14 protein-coding genes are annotated in these 17179 nt (G+C 61.2%); 6 read left to right on the top strand and 8 right to left on the bottom strand.

Features of this window, described 5'->3' with window-relative positions:
- Positions 1-195 precede the first annotated feature (195 nt).
- Positions 196-1749, top strand: a complete 1554-nt coding sequence (locus tag AWB69_RS24385) for a class I SAM-dependent methyltransferase (protein WP_197500306.1) — start codon at positions 196-198, stop codon at positions 1747-1749.
- A gap of 61 nt (positions 1750-1810) precedes the next feature.
- Here AWB69_RS24385 and fumC read toward each other — a convergent pair whose 3' ends face one another.
- From fumC to AWB69_RS24365, 4 genes are all read right to left on the bottom strand, one after another.
- Complete coding sequence (fumC, locus tag AWB69_RS24380) at positions 1811-3205, bottom strand: class II fumarate hydratase (RefSeq protein WP_062089387.1); 1395 nt, start codon at positions 3203-3205, stop codon at positions 1811-1813.
- Positions 3206-3325: 120 nt separating this feature from the next.
- Positions 3326-4924, bottom strand: a complete 1599-nt coding sequence (locus tag AWB69_RS24375) for a phospholipase D family protein (protein ID WP_062089406.1) — start codon at positions 4922-4924, stop codon at positions 3326-3328.
- Positions 4925-5534: 610 nt separating this feature from the next.
- Complete coding sequence (locus AWB69_RS24370) at positions 5535-6959, bottom strand: MATE family efflux transporter (protein ID WP_062089386.1); 1425 nt, start codon at positions 6957-6959, stop codon at positions 5535-5537.
- Between the two features lie 351 nt (positions 6960-7310).
- Positions 7311-7532, bottom strand: a complete 222-nt coding sequence (locus tag AWB69_RS24365) for an RNA-binding S4 domain-containing protein (RefSeq protein ID WP_062089405.1) — start codon at positions 7530-7532, stop codon at positions 7311-7313.
- Between the two features lie 388 nt (positions 7533-7920).
- On the opposite strand from AWB69_RS24365, the gene AWB69_RS24360 reads away from it, so the two are divergent.
- Entirely contained in the window at positions 7921-8325 is a 405-nt protein-coding gene (locus AWB69_RS24360; RefSeq protein ID WP_062089385.1) for a hypothetical protein, read from the top strand.
- 233 nt (positions 8326-8558) lie between these two features.
- A complete protein-coding gene (locus AWB69_RS24355; protein ID WP_407923058.1) occupies positions 8559-10649 on the top strand; it encodes an ATP-dependent helicase in 2091 nt (696 codons plus the stop codon).
- 45 nt (positions 10650-10694) lie between these two features.
- On the opposite strand, the gene AWB69_RS24350 is transcribed toward AWB69_RS24355, so the two are convergent.
- From AWB69_RS24350 to AWB69_RS24335, 4 genes are all read right to left on the bottom strand, one after another.
- Positions 10695-11459, bottom strand: coding sequence for a DUF4088 family protein (locus AWB69_RS24350; RefSeq protein WP_062089383.1), 765 nt, complete (start codon positions 11457-11459; stop codon positions 10695-10697).
- Positions 11460-11627: 168 nt separating this feature from the next.
- A complete protein-coding gene (locus AWB69_RS24345; protein ID WP_062089382.1) occupies positions 11628-12110 on the bottom strand; it encodes a CreA family protein in 483 nt (160 codons plus the stop codon).
- A gap of 355 nt (positions 12111-12465) precedes the next feature.
- Complete coding sequence (locus AWB69_RS24340) at positions 12466-13527, bottom strand: aldose epimerase family protein (protein WP_062089381.1); 1062 nt, start codon at positions 13525-13527, stop codon at positions 12466-12468.
- Entirely contained in the window at positions 13524-14300 is a 777-nt protein-coding gene (locus AWB69_RS24335) for a FadR/GntR family transcriptional regulator (protein WP_062089380.1), read from the bottom strand. Before AWB69_RS24335 ends, AWB69_RS24340 begins: the two co-directional genes overlap by 4 nt.
- A 139-nt stretch (positions 14301-14439) precedes the next feature.
- Between AWB69_RS24335 and AWB69_RS24330 the strand changes: the two genes are divergently transcribed.
- From AWB69_RS24330 to AWB69_RS24320, 3 genes are read left to right on the top strand one after another with little or no spacing between them, the layout of a single operon-like run.
- The gene (locus tag AWB69_RS24330; protein WP_062089379.1) at positions 14440-15183 is read left to right on the top strand and encodes a (Fe-S)-binding protein; all 744 of its coding nucleotides are present in this window, start codon (positions 14440-14442) and stop codon (positions 15181-15183) included.
- Positions 15180-16589 (top strand): lactate utilization protein B, encoded by a 1410-nt coding sequence (locus AWB69_RS24325; RefSeq protein WP_062089378.1) that lies wholly within the window; start codon positions 15180-15182, stop codon positions 16587-16589. The genes AWB69_RS24330 and AWB69_RS24325 overlap by 4 nt, the downstream gene beginning before the upstream one ends.
- Positions 16586-17176 carry a LutC/YkgG family protein gene (locus AWB69_RS24320; RefSeq protein ID WP_062089377.1) on the top strand — a complete coding sequence of 197 codons (591 nt, stop codon included), beginning with the start codon at positions 16586-16588 and terminating at the stop codon, positions 17174-17176. The genes AWB69_RS24325 and AWB69_RS24320 overlap by 4 nt, the downstream gene beginning before the upstream one ends.
- The last annotated feature ends 3 nt before the right edge of the window (positions 17177-17179 follow it).

The raw sequence follows: 17179 nt of genomic DNA, 5'->3' as shown, positions 1-17179 counted from the left end.
CAGAACGATTTAGCCGCACGCCCGGAGGCTTGCCGATTTTTTTCTGCCGCACCCGCCGTTCGTTTAAAAAACAAAACAAACAAATCAGACATTTCTCATTCATGAATAAGTGCGTTGTTGGCATAGTGCGCGCGTCGCACAGAGGCCGTCCGGTTGACCGGACCAGAACGCACAAACATGAATTGGGGAAACAACATGAGTTGGACCGCTGGTTATAACAATTCGGTTGCCTACACAACGGGCTTTTATCAGGAACAGAGTCCGACCTACCTGAACGCCTGCCTCGTCATGCAACGGGTTGTGCCGCCATCGATTGAAAAATTCACTTACTGCGAGCTGGGTTTCGGCCAGGGCCTGACCTCGCTGATTTTGGCAGCAACACATCCGCAAGGCGATTTCTACGCCTGCGATTTCAATCCGGTGCACGTGCTGGCAGCGGCATCGATACGCGACGAAGCGCAGTTGCCGAACCTCACCTTGCTGGAAAACAGCTTCGGTGAACTGGCGCAAGGCGCGGTCGAGCTTCCCATGTTCGACTACATCACGATGCACGGCATCATCTCGTGGATCTCGGATGAAACTCGCGCGCAGATCGTGCAGTTCCTGAAGCGTTACCTGAAGCCGGGCGGCGTGGTCCAGGTGAGCTACAACGCCATGCCCGGTCTCGCGCAGGTGCTGCCGCTGCAACGCCTGCTCATGCGCGGCGCGGCGCGAGGCGGGGATGCGTGGACCCATGCCTCGGAGCTTGCGAAGAAACTGGCTGATCTTGACGCAATGCATTTCAAGCGCAATCCGGATTCGCTCGCGCGGGTCCAGAACTTCGCCAATCTGGACGCGCGTTACCTTGTTCATGAATATCTGCACGAGAAATGGACACCATTTTATTTCGCCGATATCGCCCGCGAACTGGCCGACGCAAAGCTCAGCTACGCGGGGGGTGCGCGCTTTGCGCACATGGCGCCAGTGGCCTGGCTGAGCGGCGAACAACGTCAGCTATTGGATAGCGTCACGGACCCGATCGAGGCCGAGGAACTCAGCGACTACTGTGCGAATCGCACTTTCCGCTCGGATATCTTCGTGCGCGGCAAAGCGCCTCTCAGCGATGTCCGTCTGCGCGAGCAGGCTGCACATATCCATCTGTGGGGCAATCCGATGATCACCTACAAACAGGTCGTGGAGCTGGAGCACGCTACGGTGACACGCGGTGACGCGCTTCACCAGCCGCTTTTCGATTGTCTGCGCCGCTCGGAGATGACGCTGGCCGAACTCTTCGATGCACCCGAATTCGCCGGCGTGGATATGGACGGCGTATTGAAGATCCTGCGCTTGTCGATTGCGGTGGGAGAAACCTCCATCCGTTACGGCGGCGTCCAGCCGCGCGCATCGGCTGACCGGCTCAACGTCGTGCTGCTGTCGCGGGTGGAGCGGGGCGAGGTCTGGAGCGCGCTGGCGTCGCCGCGGCTGGGCGGCGGAGCAGGCGTGGCGACGCTTGATCTGTTGATGATGGCGTCCCTGCAAGAGAAGACGGACCGGACGAAGGCGCTGAGCAAGAACATGGATGAGCTGACAGCGCGAGTCACGCGCTCGCTTGCCGCAACGGGTCTGCAACTGCGGGTGGGTGATGTCGAAGTGGCGCCGGGCGACATCACGAAGCGCGTGGGTCATCTGTTCGAGGACTCGGGCAAAAAGCTCATTGCGCATTCCGTCGAACTTGGTTTCTGGACCCCGCAGAAAACGGCCGTGCGATAAATGGTTGCAGCGGTTGACGGGCTCTCTCAAGCATCAACCGCTAGCGCTTGAACCATCCGTCTTACTTCTTCCCGACCATGTCCTCGGGCTTCACCCACTCGTCGAATTCGGCTTCGGTCACAAACCCAAGCGCCAGTGCGGACGCTTTCAACGTCGTGCCTTCCTTGTGGGCTTTCTTCGCGATCTTCGCAGCCTTGTCGTAGCCGATATGCGGATTGAGCGCCGTCACGAGCATCAGCGACTCATTCAGCAAACTGTCGATACGTGACTCGTTCGCCTCGATCCCGACCGCGCAGTTATCGTTGAAACTCTGAGCGCCGTCGGCCAGCAGACGAACCGATTGCAGCAGGTTGTGCGCGATCATCGGGCGGAACACGTTGAGCTCGAAATTGCCGCTCGCGCCACCAATATTCACGGCCACGTCATTGCCGAACACCTGGCAGCAGAGCATGGTGACGGCTTCGGATTGGGTCGGGTTGACCTTGCCCGGCATGATCGAGCTGCCCGGTTCGTTCTCGGGAATCGACAACTCTCCAAGCCCGCAACGCGGTCCGCTCGAGAGCCAGCGGATGTCGTTAGCGATCTTCATCAAGCCCGCCGCAATGGTCTTCAGCGCGCCATGCGCGAACACGAGCGCGTCGGCGGCGGCCATGACTTCGAATTTGTTCGGCGCGGTTTCGAACGGCAAGCCGGTGAGCTTGCCGATCACGCCCGCGACCTTCACCGCAAACTCGGGATGCGCGTTCAACCCCGTGCCAACCGCCGTGCCGCCCAATGCCAGCTGATAGAGATGCGGCAACGTCGATTCAACGTGCCGGATGCCCTGGTCCAGTTGCGCGACATAACCCGAAAACTCTTGTCCGAGTGTAAGCGGCGTCGCGTCCTGCAAATGCGTACGGCCGATCTTCACGATGGAATCGAATGCCTTCGATTTTTTATCCAGCGTATCGCGCAAGGTCTTGAGCGACGGCACGAGATGTTTTGTGATCGCGACTGCTGCGGCAATGTGCATCGCGGTCGGAAACACGTCGTTCGACGATTGCCCGCGATTCACGTCGTCGTTCGGATGCACCTTGCGCTCTTCCCCGCGTACGCCGCCCATCAGCTCGCTTGCCCGGTTCGCAATCACCTCGTTGAGGTTCATGTTGGTCTGCGTGCCGGAACCCGTTTGCCATACGGCGAGCGGGAATTCATCAGGGTGTTTGCCCGCCAGGATCTCGTCGGCGGCAGCGATGATCGCCTGCGCTTTATCGGCGGCGAGCACCTTCAGTTCAGCATTCACTTCCGCCGATGCCCGCTTCACGATCGCGAGCGCATTGATCAGTTCCGGCGATTGTTTCTCGCTCGAAATCTTGAAGTTCTGCAAGGAACGCTGCGTCTGCGCACCCCAGAGTTTTGCGTTCGGCACGGCGATTTCGCCGAAAGTGTCCTTCTCGAGTCTTGCGTCGTCCGTCATGGCTTCATGCTCCTTCGGCTTGCTTCAGTTTCAGGGTTGAATCGGGGTTTGCCATGGACCGCGCAATCGCGATCCGAGTCCGGCTTGCCTGCACGTTCAAAAGGTCGAAATATCGATCATTCAAAGCTGCGAGTCGACGGGCAGCAGCATGAACAAACCCGTCAGCACATTGCGGTAAAGGCCCGCTTGCGGGTCGAAGTTGTAGGTACGCACCTGGCCGTCGTCGTCGGTGGTCCAGATGAGCGGCGACATCGGCGAGCCGGTGTTCTTCAACCCCGCGAGCACCGCGGGCGAAGCGAGTTCCACCCGGTACGCCCTCGCCGGCGCCGTGCCGGCATCGAACAATCGTGCTGCTTCGCCGGCGATCTGCTTGTTGTAGATCACCAGCGCGAGTTCCGTGTTGAGCGACGCCGAGCGCGGGTCCAGGTTCATCGACCCAATCACGAGGATACTGCGATCGATCATATAAGCCTTGGCATGCAGGCTCACGCGCGATTGCGAGCCAAACAGCCCGGCGCGCGGCCGGCCCTCGCCCTCGGCCTGCACCGGCTTGAACTCGTATAACTCTACGCCGGCCTTGAGCATTGGCACGCGATACGGCGCGTAACCGGCCTGCACCGCGACGGCGTCGGTGGCCGCCAGCGAATTGGTCAGCACTTTCACCTTCACGCCGCGCCCCGTGATGGCGGCGAGCGCCTTCACGCCCTCGTCGTGCGGCACGAAATAGGGCGAAATGATGAGGACTTCGCTACTCGCCTGATTCGCCAGCTCGATGAGGCGCTGCATGGGCGGGCTTTTATAGTCCTTGTCGGGATGCTCGATCTTCACCGGCGAATCGGCTTCGAACTCCGTGCGCGTCCAGTTCAGGCCCAGGCCGTCCTGGGCTATCTGCTGCGCGATCGGCGTGGCGTTGAGCGGCTTCGCGTTCAGCGGATCAGCCTGATCCTTCCAGTGCTGGCGCAGGTCGTTGCGGGTCTTGTCGAGATCGGCGGGATCGAATTTTTGCCTGTTCAGCGCGCGCAGCGGATACGCGATCGAGCTGTTCCAGTAGTCGTCGAAACTCGCCGATATCTCTTGCGTCACCGGGCCGGCCACGAATACGTCGAGATCGCGGAACTGCAGGGTCGCGCTCGCGCTGAAGTATTCATCGCCGAGGTTACGGCCGCCCACGATCGCGATCTGGTTGTCCGCGATCATCGCCTTGTTGTGCATCCGGCGCGTGAAATGATCGACCTTCGTGAACAGGTTGCGCGTGCGTTCGCCGAAACTCCGGGTCGCGCTGCCGAACGGATTGAACACGCGGATATCGATGTTGTCATGCGAATTCAGCGCGGCCATGATCTGGTCGATGTCCTTGAAATTCAGGTCATCGACGAGCATGCGCACCTTGACCCCGCGATCCGCCGCGTAAAGGGCCGCGCCGAGCAGCAGCTTGCCCGTGTTGTCCTCGTTCGCAATGTAGTACTGCATGTCGAGCGTCTTGGTCGCCGCGCGGGCGAGCGCGATGCGGGCCTGCAGCGCCTCGGTGCCGGTGGGAAGCAGGCGCACGCCGGACTCGTCCGGATGCGAGGCTTCCTTCGGCAGGAGGGCGGTGCGCAAGGGGGTGTTCGCGTCGGCGGCGAGTGCATGGGTGACGGGGTGGTCGAACGCGCTGGCAGGCGGGCGCGTGGCGCAGGCGGAGAGTGCCAGCGCCGTGAGCGCGGCGGCGGCGAGCGCCAGGCCGCGGGATAGCGGTGGCGTGCGCCGGGCACGCGCCGGGGTCAACGGCTGGGGTGAAACCTGTCCGGCTCGCGTGCGCTCTGCGCGCCTACCGGGGTGCGGGCCTTGTGCGGCTTGGGATACAGACGACTGCGATACCTGCCTGCTGCTTTCCGACACGTCCATTCCTCTTGTTTGCCCGAGCGATTTTTCTGAACTGCTTGTGGCTGTTGCGCACGCAGTGGCCACGTGCAGCGCCGGATCTCGCGGGAGTACGCCCAAGGATCATGCGCGCTTATTTTAGGGGAAATCGGCTACAGGCACGCCGGACGGGTCGGTCTGCGAAAAAGTGGAGCGGGAACCGGGGTGCTTGCTCGGGTCTTTTCCTGGCGCAGGCATCGCGCCGTTCAACGCCGGGTTTGCCGCCGCGAGGCAGCGCGTGATTGGCGATGTGGGCCGCGCAGACGAAAAAAAGCCCGCTTCGAGGAAGCGGGCCTAATACCCCTGTTACTGGATGAATCTCAAGGAGACGGCTTGATCATATCGTCGCGCCGCTCGGGTTCCAACCAACAATGCCTGCTTAACTTATGCCGCGGCAACTGAAGTTACCCTAGCGACCGTAGGCGCTGCTTCATGCCGTATGCCGGGGCGCCTGTCCGGATTCACCGGGTTCAGGCGCACCGCGCGTGACCAAACGGCGGCTCATGCGATCGAAGCGAAGGGTCATCAGCACCGCGACGCTCGCGAGTCCCGCGGCCAGGCCCCACCACAAACCCTTCGTGCCGCCGTTGAAGTGAAACGCAAGCATGTAGCCGGTTGGAAAGCCGATGCCCCAGTAACCGAACGCTGCCGCGAGCATGGGCACGCGCGTGTCCTTCAGCCCGCGCAGCACGCCCGATGCGACCGTCTGCATGCCGTCGACGATCTGGAACACCGCCGCTACGCCGAGCAGCGACGCAGCCAGCGCAACGGTCTGGGTGTTCTTCGGGTCGTTGAGATGGAGATACAGTCCCACGATCGCGTGTGGCGCCAGCACCAGCACGCAGCCCGACAGCGCCATGAACGCCACGCCCAGCGCGATCGCCACGAACCCGGCGTGGCGTGCCGCCAGCGGCTGTCCTGCGCCGATCCAGTAGCCCACACGCACGTTTGCCGCCTGGCCGATGGCCAGCGGCACCATGAACGCCACCGACGCCACGTTCAGCGCGATCTGGTGCGCGGCAAGCTGCGCTTCGCCGAGCGTGCCCACGGTCATGCCGGTAGCCAGGAACAGCGTGGATTCGACGCCATAGGTGATCGCGACCGGCCAGCCGATGCCGAACAATTCGCCCATCAGCGGCAGGCGTGGCCGCGCTGCGACGACAAAATGCCGGTAACGCGGCCGCAAATGCAGGAACGCGATAAGCACCAGCGCCGTTAGCCAGACGGTGATCGTGGTCGCGACCGCCGAGCCGTGAAAACCGAGTTCGGGCAGGCCGTAGGCGCCGTGGATCAGGCCGTAGTTGAGAAATGCGTTCACGAACACGCCGCCAATCGATACCCACAGCAGCCGCTTCGCCGCGCCAATGGCCGGCAGGAACGCGCGCATCATGCCGATCCCGATCAGGCTGCCCGGCGCACCCCAACGCAGGATCGCGCAATATTCGCCGACGTTCCTGGCGAGCATGGCGGGTTCGTGGAACTTGAGCAGGATAGGTTCGGCGAAGCTCAGCAGCGTGAAGGCGGGGATCGCGAGCAGCAGCGAGAGCACCAGCCCGGTCCAGTAGATGTTCGGCACGAGATGATCTTTGTTCGCGCCGCGCGCGTGCGACACCGATACGCTCACCGACGTCAGCACGCCTTGCAGCAGCACCACGACCACGAAGAACAGGTTCGCGCCCAGGCCTCCGGCCGCGAGGGAATCGGGGCCGAGCGAGCCGAGCAGGATGGTGTCGGTGACGCCCATCGCCATTTGCGACAGTTGCGAGATGGCGAGGGGCGCGGCGAGCCTGGCGGTATCGACGGCGTGACGTGAAAGGCTTGGCGGCGCGTTCGCGCGGATCATTCTGGATGGCATGACGGATTATCTGGATGCTTTGCTGCACGGCAAAAACCGCGCAAAAACGGCAACGGGCGATGCAGCAAACCGTAACCGGTCCTGCATCGCCCGTTCGTTCCGGCCGCACTTCAGCTTTTTTCGCGTGAAGCTCCGCTTTGAATTTCGGCTTTGAATGTCAGCTATGAAACCCGGCTTCGAATTTCAGCTTGAAATCCTGGTTTTGAAACGCGCCAACTTGAAAAGCTGGCTTCAACCGTCAACAAGCTGAAAGCGGCGAAAGGGAACGAAAGCCGTCTAGCTTATTGCCTGATTGCGTTTATGTCGATCACGACGCGGTATTTAGCGTTATCCGGATCTGGTCCATGCCGGTCATTTCGGCTTGTGCACCTTGATCGTGGTGTCTTCAATGACCACTGTCTGGCCCGCGCGGATCTTGCAGGTCTTGCGCAATTCGATCTTGCCGTCGACCTTCACCTCGCCCTCGGCGACGCGTGCTTTCGCCGAGCCGCCGCTATCGGCCAGACCCATGAGCTTGAGCAGGTTGTGCAGTTCGACGTAGTCGCCCGTGAGCGTGAATTCGAGTCGCGGCATATGAGCGGTCTTCGCAGGGTTGGGGGCGGAAAGGGCGCCCATGATAAACCAGCCGGGCATGCAAAGTGCGTCTACAGCCCGGACACCCGGATATCCGCGTGTATGGCTGTTTGCAATATGTCAGGAAGTGAAACCGTCGGTAACAATGACGTGTTTCAGCGAACTCCAGTGCCCGACACCGGGTCAGTCTTGATGACCGGCGCATTTTTATGCGGTTTTCTACGCGTTCATGCCGGTCATTAGAAGTGTAGACGGGTATTTGCGGCGCGCTGTGCTCAAGAGTGGTGTTTCAGGACACAACACATCGCTTGGCGTCGCGGTCGGTTGCAATGGTTGCCATCGTCGCAATTGACCACCCGGAATAAAAACTGCCAGAGAGGAAATGAACATGTCGCAAGTCAAAAAAATGCTGTTGGGTACCGCTTTTGTCGCCATGGGTTTGTCCGCATCCGCGTTCGCGCAGACCGCGCAGCCAGCCGGCGCCGACGCCACCGGCCAGATGTCCGCACCGGCCGCGCAAATCGCGCCGGCGCCGCAGAACATCGTGGCTCCGGCACCGACCGATCCGCTGGTCGTGAAGCGCAATGCCAACGCGCAGGCCAGTGCTGAATACAAGGCGTCGAAGAAGGCCTCGAAGCAGGAGTTGAAGGCGACCAGCAAGGAAGCGAAGGCGCAGTACAAGGAGCAGGTACGCAACGCAAAGATCAACAAGAAGGCCGACAACCAGACCGCCAATGACGAACTGAAGTCCGCCGAGCCGGATGGTCCGAAGGATACGGGCCTGCAGCACTAAGTCTCAAGCTCTCAGGTTCGATGAATACAGGGCGGTAAAACCGATGGCCCGGCGCGCGCAAGCGCACCGGGCCATTTATTTTATGGGGCCAAAAGCCTGCTGCATCAGTTGCTTGCGTGGAAGAGTTGTATGGATATACAGTGTGCGTCACCCGATTTTAAAGCCCACGCGCCGTGCTCACGCTCAACTCCGCCACCGACGACGATCTCGCGCCCAAGCCGGCGCCGGAAGACATCGCGTCGTACCTGACCAAACTGAACGACGCGCAGCGTGAGGCGGTCGAGTACGGCACTCAGGCGTCGAACGCGGGCACTCCGGCCGGCGCGTTGCTGGTGATCGCCGGGGCGGGATCGGGCAAGACCAATACGCTGGCGCATCGCGTGGCGCATTTGCTGGTGAAGGGCGCGGATCCGCACAGGATCCTGTTGCTCACGTTTTCGCGGCGCGCAGCCAGCGAGATGACCCGTCGGGTGACGCGTATCGCCGTGAACGCCTTGGGTAACCGCAGTGTGATCGCGCAAGGGCTCACGTGGTCAGGGACGTTCCATAGCGTAGGTGCACGCTTGTTGCGCGATTACGCGGATCTCGTGGGGTTATCGCCGTCGTTCACGATCAACGACCGCGAGGATTCCACCGATCTCATGAACCTCGTGCGCCACGAGCTGGGGTTATCAACGAAAGAAAAGCGCTTTCCGGCCAAGTCCACGTGCTTTGCCATCTATTCGCGCGTGGTCAACACCGGCGGGTCGCTTGCAGTGGTGCTCGACCAGGCGTTTCCGTGGTGCCGCGAATGGGAAGACGACCTGCGCCGGCTGTTCGCGGCGTACGTCAATGCGAAGCAGCAGCAAAGCGTGCTCGACTACGACGACTTGCTGCTCTACTGGTCGCATCTTGCCGCAGAGCCGTCCATTGCCGCGGATCTGTCGGCCCGGTTCGACCACGTGCTGGTCGATGAATACCAGGACACGAACAAGTTGCAGGCGTCCATCCTGCTTTCGATGAAACCCGACGGCCGCGGCCTGACGGTAGTCGGCGACGACGCCCAGTCCATCTATTCGTTTCGCGGCGCGACGGTGCGCAATATCCTCGATTTTCCGGGCCACTTCAATCCTCCCGCGAAATGCGTGACGCTCGAGCGCAATTACCGCTCGACGCAGCCCATTCTGGCGGCATCGAATGCGGTGATCGGTCTTGCCGCCGAGCGTTATACGAAGAACCTGTGGACCGACAAGGCATCGGCGCAACGGCCGCGCCTTGTCTCGGTTGCAGACGAAGCCGAGCAGGCGCGTTATATCGTCGAGCAGGTGCTGGAGGCGCGTGAAGGCGGCATGACGCTCAAGCAGCAAGCGGTGCTGTTTCGCGCCGCGCACCATAGTGCTGCGCTCGAAATCGAACTCACGCGGCGCAACATTCCATTCGTGAAGTTCGGTGGGCTGAAATTTCTCGACTCCGTTCACGTCAAGGACGTGCTGGCGGTATTGCGCTGGGGCGAGAATCCGCGGGACCGTGTGGCCGGTTTTCGTGTCATGCAGTTGCTGCCGGGCGTTGGGCCGGCAATCGCCGGGCGGGTGCTCGATCAGGTGGCGGAACGCGGCGGCACGCCGGCCGAGTTGGCTGCCGGGTTGGCAGCATTCGCCGCGCCGTTGCGCGCGAGCGAAGACTGGCCGGCGCTTGTCGCGCTGATGTCGAAAGTGTGTTCGCGCGAAAGCGGTTGGCCTGCTGAATTCGAGATGATCCGGCGCTGGTACGAACCGCATCTGGAGCGCAATCACGAAGACGCGTCGATCCGTCATGGCGATGTGCTGCAGATGGAAAGCATCGCATCCACGTATCCCACGCGGGAGCGGTTTCTCACCGAACTGACGCTCGATCCGCCCGATGCCACCAGCGATGAATCGGGTGTGCCGCTCATCGACGAGGATTATCTGATTCTCTCCACCATCCATTCGGCCAAGGGCCAGGAGTGGAAGAACGTGTTTGTGATGAATGGCGTGGACGGCTGTATTCCGTCGGACATGGGCACGGGCAGCGACGAGGAAATTGATGAAGAACGGCGGCTCTTGTATGTCGCCATGACGCGTGCCAAAGAGGACTTGCACATTGTCACTCCGCAGCGTTTTTACGTGCACAACCAGACGCATATGGGTGACCGGCACGTCTGGGCGGCGCGCACGCGTTTCATTCCGGCACACCTGATGCCGCAGTTCGAAGCGTGTGCGTGGCCGCCGGTGCCTGAGCCCGCCGCGCCGACGGCAGCGGGGCTGGCCGCGGCGGCAAAGGCGAGAGTCGATATTGCCGCGCGGCTCAAGAAGATGTGGGAGTGAAGGGTATTGCTTTTGAGCTTCGTACGACCTCAGTACGGGCTCAACTCAACGTTCCGCGCGCGAAGGTTTGGGCGGTTTGCGCTCCGGCGTAAAGATCGCACGCAGCCAGTTGCCGAAACGGGTAAATCCGTCGTACGGCTCTTCAATAAAAATCTCCGGCTTGAGCATGCGAAGTTGCTCGAGCACTTGCTGCGCTTCCTGCTTCGAAATCGAGCCGTGAAACATGCCGAGGCGCAGCAGACAGCGCAATTCACCCAGCTTCTCACGCGCAGTCGATCCCACGCTGTGTTCAGTCGCGATCTTGGTTTCGTACACGCGTTGACGCAGTGAATCGGCGAGACGCCATGCGGGCGTCTGCATTTTCATCTCCAGTTCCTGGATGTCCGATGCTGCCGCCTTGATCTGGGACGCGAGCGTTTCGATCTGCTCCGGGTTGCCGTTCGCTTCGGTCACGATCGCGGTGGCCCACGCGCGCGAGGCCTTGATGAGATCTTCCGGTTTCCAGTCCGAGCGCACCGCGAAGCCGAAGCCGTGTTCCGCGGCTTGACGCATCATCATTTCGACGACGTCCGGAAACTCCTTGTCGAGTGCACGTTTCGCCCATGCGTACTGGCCGTTTTGCAGCATTCGCTGGACGGCTTGTTCGGTGAGCGGCGTGGGGTTGTCGAGGAGTTTTGCCCGCAGGAAATCCTCGAATGTAGGCGTGACGAATTGCGGGTCGAACTTGAGCGACAGACGAATCAACGTCTCGAAGTCACGGCGTAGCGCCGCTATCGTCTCTTCTTTGAATGAAAGGGTGATCTGACCCATGATGTTTCCCGGTTCCCGATCCCGCTTGCCGGTTTGAACCGGCGCGGGAAGACAGTCGGCGTCGCCATGAGGGCGACGGCCGTTCGTCTGTATATCGGCGCAGGGAGGGTAAACTTTAGGCCAGCTTTCAATTATTCAGACGAAGGCTGGCCAACCGGCGCTCCAGTCTTATTTGACCGGAATGGTCGTGCCCGCAGGCATTGGCACGGCTGTCACGCTGTTCTTCGCGCTGCCGGTGGTGATCCGGTCGCTGTATGTCAGGTAGACCAGCGTATTGCGCTTGGCGTCGACAATACGCACCACGTGCAAGGTCTTGAAGATAAACGACATACGTTCCGAGAACACATCGGACTTCTGCTTGAGCGGCGCGTCGATCTTGACCGGCGCGACCTGGCGGCAAGCTATGGATGCCTCTGACGGGTCTTCGGCAATTCCAAGCGTTCCTTTAACCCCGCCGGTGCGTGCGCGAGAGACGTAACACGTGACCCCCGTGACCGCCGGGTCATCGTATGCCTCGACCGTGACACGATCCGAGCCGGTAAAGCGGAAATTCGTGTTGACGCTGGCTATCTCCTCGGCATGCAGGGCGGCCGCAGCAAGCAACGCAACAAGCGACGTCAGGGACGTCAAGGCGAAGACAGCGCGTTTCATCGGAATCCTTCGGGGAATGAGGAATTGAAAAAGGCGTCGTATTGTAACGACGCCTTCGTTCCATCCACGTGAAACCGCGTGCGGCGTGCTTTCGCCGCCCGCGCCTACTGCCTATTGATAGGCTCAATATATTGATAGGCTCAATAACGTGCTCAGTGAAAGATCAGATACAGGATCACCAACACGATCACGGGCACACCGAGCAACCAACCGAGTAGATAAGGCATTGTCTTCCTCCATTCGATATCTGATTTGATGAATCCAGTATCGATGAGAGGCCGGGCCGCCGATACCCGCGAGCGTCCTATTCGACTGTAGGCGGGTTCCTATCGGCGCCGTGGCGGGCAGCGCGTTTTTACCTCACGCGCATGGCGTAGCGCGTGATTTGCCGATATCGCTCATTCGGGCGCAACACCACGTCTTCCGCGTCTTCCATGTTGATCTGATTAGGAAACCCGCCCGCTTCGAGGCAGAGCGCGCCGTGCTTGTGATAGGTCACGCCGCGTTTGCCCGGCACGCCGTCCAGATTGTTGCTGGTGTAGAACACCAGCCCGCGCTCAGTGGTCGAGACAATCAGTTCCCGCCCGCTTTCCGGATGATAAACAGCCGCGACACGCCGCATTTCCGGCAGTTCGGTGACCGGCGCTGCGGTGCTCAGCACATAACAATGGTCGATACCGCCGCCTGCCAGCGTCACTTGCTCGTTATCGCGGGTGTCCAACCGCGGTCCGAGAAGCGCGGCCGTACGGAAGTCGAACGGTGTATTGGTGACGTCTTCCAGCGTGGTCGGGATCGTGTATTGATCGATGGCGAAAAAATGATCGGCGGCGAGTTCGATCTCGTGATCGTGAATAGTCGTCGAGTCCACGCCCGACAAATTGAAGTACGCGTGGTTCGTGAGATTGAGCGGCGTGGGCGCGTCTGTGAAGGCATCGTAGGTGATCGTCAGTTCGCCGGCGTCGCTGAACGTGTATGTGACCTGGACGGTGAGTGCGCCGGGAAAACCGCTATCGCCGGCGGGTGATTGCAGCGTGAGGACCAACGCGTCCCCCGTATGCCGCGCTTGCCACAGCTTGTAGCTGAAACCGTGGACACCGCCGTGCAGCGAGTTCGGCGGTTGATTGGCTTCCAGCGTGTACTCGACGCCATCCAGTGAAAAGCGCGCGCCCGCAATGCGGTTCGCCCAGCGCCCGACAATCGCGCCCATGTAGGCGGGGCCGGTGGTGTATGCGGCAGGGGAGTCGTGGCCAAGCAGGATATCCGCGAGATGGCCGTCGCGATCCGGCGCGAACCATGAGACGAGGGCCGCGCCCAGATTGGTCACCGATACCCGCAAGCCGTTGTCGTGGCTGAGTGTGTGAAGATCGACGGGCGTACCGTCAGCAAGATCGCCCCAGTGGGCGCTGGAAATAGTCATGGCATGGTCTCCGGATTCTGGTTTTTTGCAGGGTGGCGGGGTGCTTCCGGCTTGGGCAGGCGGTCGCGATAAAGCTTGCTCACGTAGTCCAGATGCGCGCCTGCGGCCTCGCGGGCGCGTGCTGGATCGTGGGCGAGAATGGCATCGAAGATGGCTTGATGTTGTGCGAGCAGGTTCGCTTCGACCTGATCGTCGTAATCGACCAGCCGATGCGACGTCAGCATTGATTCGCGCATGAGTTCCTGCAGGCCGTGCATCACATGGGCGAGGGCGAGGTTGTGGGTGGCGTCGGCAATGGCGAGATGAAACGCCGCGTCGTGTTCCGCTATGCGGGTGCGTTTTGGCTCGACGGCGGCGGTTTTCAGCGCATGGAATGCTTCGGTGATGCGCGCCAGATCGGTTGCGGTTGCACGTTCGGCCGCGTAGGCCGTTGCGAGGGATTCGAGGCCGTGGCGAAGTTCGAGGACGTCGGCGCTGGCTGTGGGGTGCTGGCTCAGCAACGCGGCGAGCGGGGCGGATACGAGCGGGGCGGTGACATCCGACACGACGAAACCGCTGCGCGCGGCAGCCTGGATAAATCCATCCGATTCCAGCCGGATCAGCGCTTCACGCAGCGATGGGCGCGAGACGTTGAGCTGTTCCGCCAGGTCGCGTTCGGCGGGGAGCCGCTGCCCGGGGACCAACGCGCCGCTCGTGATCAGCGCCCGGATCTGGTCGGAGACGACATCGGCGATGCGTGTTCGGGTGTAGGAATGGACGGGCTTAAATGGCATGGAGAGATCGTTCGCATTCGAGGTTCGGCAGTTTGACATGAAACGCCGCAAACTTTAAAGTCTTGGTCAGACCAAGCTTACCAAGTGGCAAACCGTTTGTCTTTCAGGCTCCTCAACAGGCTCCCCACCGCCCTATCCCATGAAAGTCGCCCTGTTCGTTCCCTGTTTCATCGATGCGTTCTATCCCGAAGTCGGCATCGCGACACTCGAATTGCTCGAACGCCTTGGCGTGGAAGTGGATTACCCCGAGGAACAAACCTGCTGCGGCCAGCCAATGGCAAACAGCGGCGCGCAAAAAGAAGCAGCCGGCGCCGAGCGTGTGTTCGCCCGTAATTTCGCCGGTTACGACTACGTGGTCGGGCCATCGGCAAGTTGTATCCATCACGTGCGCGAGCACCTGACCGCCATCGAGCAGACCGCGTCTGTTCGCAAGGTCCGAACGAGCGCCTACGAACTGGTCGAATTTCTCCACGATGTCCTCAAGGTGCGCGAATTCCCGTGGGCCGAATTCCCGCATCGCGTGGGATTGCACAATAGCTGCAGCGCCATCCGGCACTTAAAGGAAGCGTCTGCATCGGAGATCAATGGGACGCCGTTTTCCAAACCTCGTGCATTGCTCGAAGGCGTCAAAGGCATCGAATTCGTCACGCCTGCACGCCCCGACGAATGCTGCGGCTTCGGCGGCACGTTTTCAGTGACCGAAGAAGCGGTATCGGTGAGGATGGGGCAGGACAAGGTCCGCGATCATCTCGGCGCGGGCGCGCAATATATCGTCTCAGGCGATATGTCGTGCCTGATGCATCAGCAAGGCTGCGCAGAACGCCTGAAACTCGATGCCCGTTTTATCCACATTGCCCAGATCCTGAACGGAGCACGCGCATGAGCGACGTCGCGAAGGGAAAAAGCAAGCGGCTCGATCACGCGAAGGCGGCGGGCGTGTTTATCGCGAAGGAAGATCACCTCGCTTTCCACGACAAACGCCTCTGGGACCTGCGCAGCAAACGCGACGCACAGGCGCACGGCATGCCCGAATGGGAGACGCTGCGCGAGCTGGCGTCGGGGATCAAGGAGCACACGCTTTCGAATCTCGCGGATTACCTCGACCAGTTCATCAGCCAGGCCGAGTCGCACGGCGTGGTCGTGCATTACGCGTCGACGGCCGAGGAACACAACGAGATTGTCTACAAGCTGATGTCCGAGCGCGGCCTCACCACGCTCGTCAAAAGCAAATCCATGCTCACCGATGAATGCAAGATGCGCGAGTACATCGAGCCGCGCGGCATCACGGTGATGGAAACGGATCTCGGCGAACGCATCCAGCAACTGGATAACCAGGACCCGAGTCACATGGTTGTGCCCGCCGTGCATAAACTGCGCGCGGATGTAGCCGAATTGTTCGGCCGCACGATAGGCACCGATCCGCAAAACAGCGACATCCACTATCTCGCCGAAAGCCAGCGCATGAACACGCGGCCGTATTTCGTGCGCGAGAAAACTGCCGGCATGACAGGTTGCAACTTCGCGGTCGCGGAGACGGGAACGGTCGTGGTGTGCACGAACGAGGGCAACGCGGATCTATCGGCAAACGTGCCGCCGCTGCACATTGCATCGATAGGGATCGAAAAGCTGATTCCCAGGATTTCCGATCTCGGCGTGTTCATCCGCATGCTGTCGCGCAGTGCGCTCGGCTCGCCGATCACGCAATACACCTCGCATTTCCGCGCACCGCGACCCGGCTCGGAGATGCATTACATCCTCGTCGATCACGGCCGTTCAGAACGCCTCGCGATGGAGGATTTCTGGTACTCGCTCAAATGCATCCGCTGCGGCGCGTGCATGAATACGTGCCCGGTGTATCGGCGGAGCGGGGGCTTGTCGTATGGCTTTACATACTCCGGACCGATCGGCGCGATCATCAATCCTACTTACGATATGAAGCGCTTCAGCAGCCTGCCGTTTGCATCGACTCTTAATGGCAGCTGCACGAACGTTTGCCCGACCAAGGTCAACATCCACGAGCAGATCTACAAGTGGCGCGAGGTGATTGCTGCGAATCATGAAGTGCCGTTCGTGAAGCAGGAAGTGCTGAAGATGGCGGGGCGCCTTCTTGCCAGTCCGACGCTGTATCGAGGCACGGTTGCGTCGCTCGGCGGCGCGCTCAAGCGGCTGCCGAACTTCGTGCTCTACAACCCGCTGAACATCTGGGGCCGGCAGCGCGACCTGCCTGAAACGCCCGCGGAAACTTTCCACGAGTGGTACAAGAAAAATCGCAAGGCGGCCAAAAAATGACGACGACCACGCGCGACACTTTTCTCGCGAAGATTCGTGCGGCGCAACCGGCTGCAAGGCCGCGCCCCGACGTGCCGCTCTTCGATACCCCGCCCGGTGAGCGCCTCGAACGCTTTCGCACCGCCTTGGCCGCGATGGGAGGATCGGTGGTCGAAGGCGAATCGCTCGATACGGTGCGAGCGCTGCTCAGCGAGCGTTTCGGCGCGGGCGCGATAGTCGCCTCGGCCGTGCCGGGTATCGAGGGGAACCGTGCGCTTGCCGCCGATATGCCGCCAGCATTGCTTCAGGATGTCGATGCAGGCGTGGTGCGCGCGCGCTTCGGCGTGGCGGAAACGGGCTCGGCCTGGTTCAGCGAGGACGAATACATCGTCAATTCGATCGGCTATCTGGTGCAGCATCTGGTCGTGCTGCTCGACCCCGCGCAAATCGTGGATGGGCTGCAGGATGTGTATCGACGCGATGACTTCAAGGCCGCGCGTTATGCCGTGCTGGTGACGGGGCCATCGGCGACGGCGGATATCGAAGGCGTGCTGATTCGTGGCGCGCAAGGCGTGCGGTCGCTGACGGTGGTGTTGCTCGCGGCTTAGGTC

The organism is Caballeronia udeis (assembly GCF_001544555.2).
Lineage (GTDB): Bacteria > Pseudomonadota > Gammaproteobacteria > Burkholderiales > Burkholderiaceae > Caballeronia > Caballeronia udeis.
The sequence above is the reverse complement of the archived record's forward strand: the minus strand, read 5'-3'. Positions and strand labels throughout refer to the sequence as shown.

Bases quoted from the DNA above. Each gene is read 5' to 3' on its own strand.
- AWB69_RS24350 (WP_062089383.1), bottom strand. From the start codon at position 11,459: ATGGGTCAGATCACCCTTTCATTCAAAGAAGAGACGATAGCGGCGCTA.
- AWB69_RS24340 (WP_062089381.1), bottom strand. From the start codon at position 13,527: ATGACTATTTCCAGCGCCCACTGGGGCGATCTTGCTGACGGTACGCCC.
- AWB69_RS24385 (WP_197500306.1), top strand. From the start codon at position 196: ATGAGTTGGACCGCTGGTTATAACAATTCGGTTGCCTACACAACGGGC.
- AWB69_RS24325 (WP_062089378.1), top strand. From the start codon at position 15,180: ATGAGCGACGTCGCGAAGGGAAAAAGCAAGCGGCTCGATCACGCGAAG.
- AWB69_RS24330 (WP_062089379.1), top strand. From the start codon at position 14,440: ATGAAAGTCGCCCTGTTCGTTCCCTGTTTCATCGATGCGTTCTATCCC.
- AWB69_RS24345 (WP_062089382.1), bottom strand. From the start codon at position 12,110: ATGAAACGCGCTGTCTTCGCCTTGACGTCCCTGACGTCGCTTGTTGCG.
- AWB69_RS24335 (WP_062089380.1), bottom strand. From the start codon at position 14,300: ATGCCATTTAAGCCCGTCCATTCCTACACCCGAACACGCATCGCCGAT.
- AWB69_RS24365 (WP_062089405.1), bottom strand. From the start codon at position 7,532: ATGCCGCGACTCGAATTCACGCTCACGGGCGACTACGTCGAACTGCAC.
- AWB69_RS24370 (WP_062089386.1), bottom strand. From the start codon at position 6,959: ATGCCATCCAGAATGATCCGCGCGAACGCGCCGCCAAGCCTTTCACGT.
- AWB69_RS24360 (WP_062089385.1), top strand. From the start codon at position 7,921: ATGTCGCAAGTCAAAAAAATGCTGTTGGGTACCGCTTTTGTCGCCATG.
- AWB69_RS24320 (WP_062089377.1), top strand. From the start codon at position 16,586: ATGACGACGACCACGCGCGACACTTTTCTCGCGAAGATTCGTGCGGCG.
- fumC (WP_062089387.1), bottom strand. From the start codon at position 3,205: ATGACGGACGACGCAAGACTCGAGAAGGACACTTTCGGCGAAATCGCC.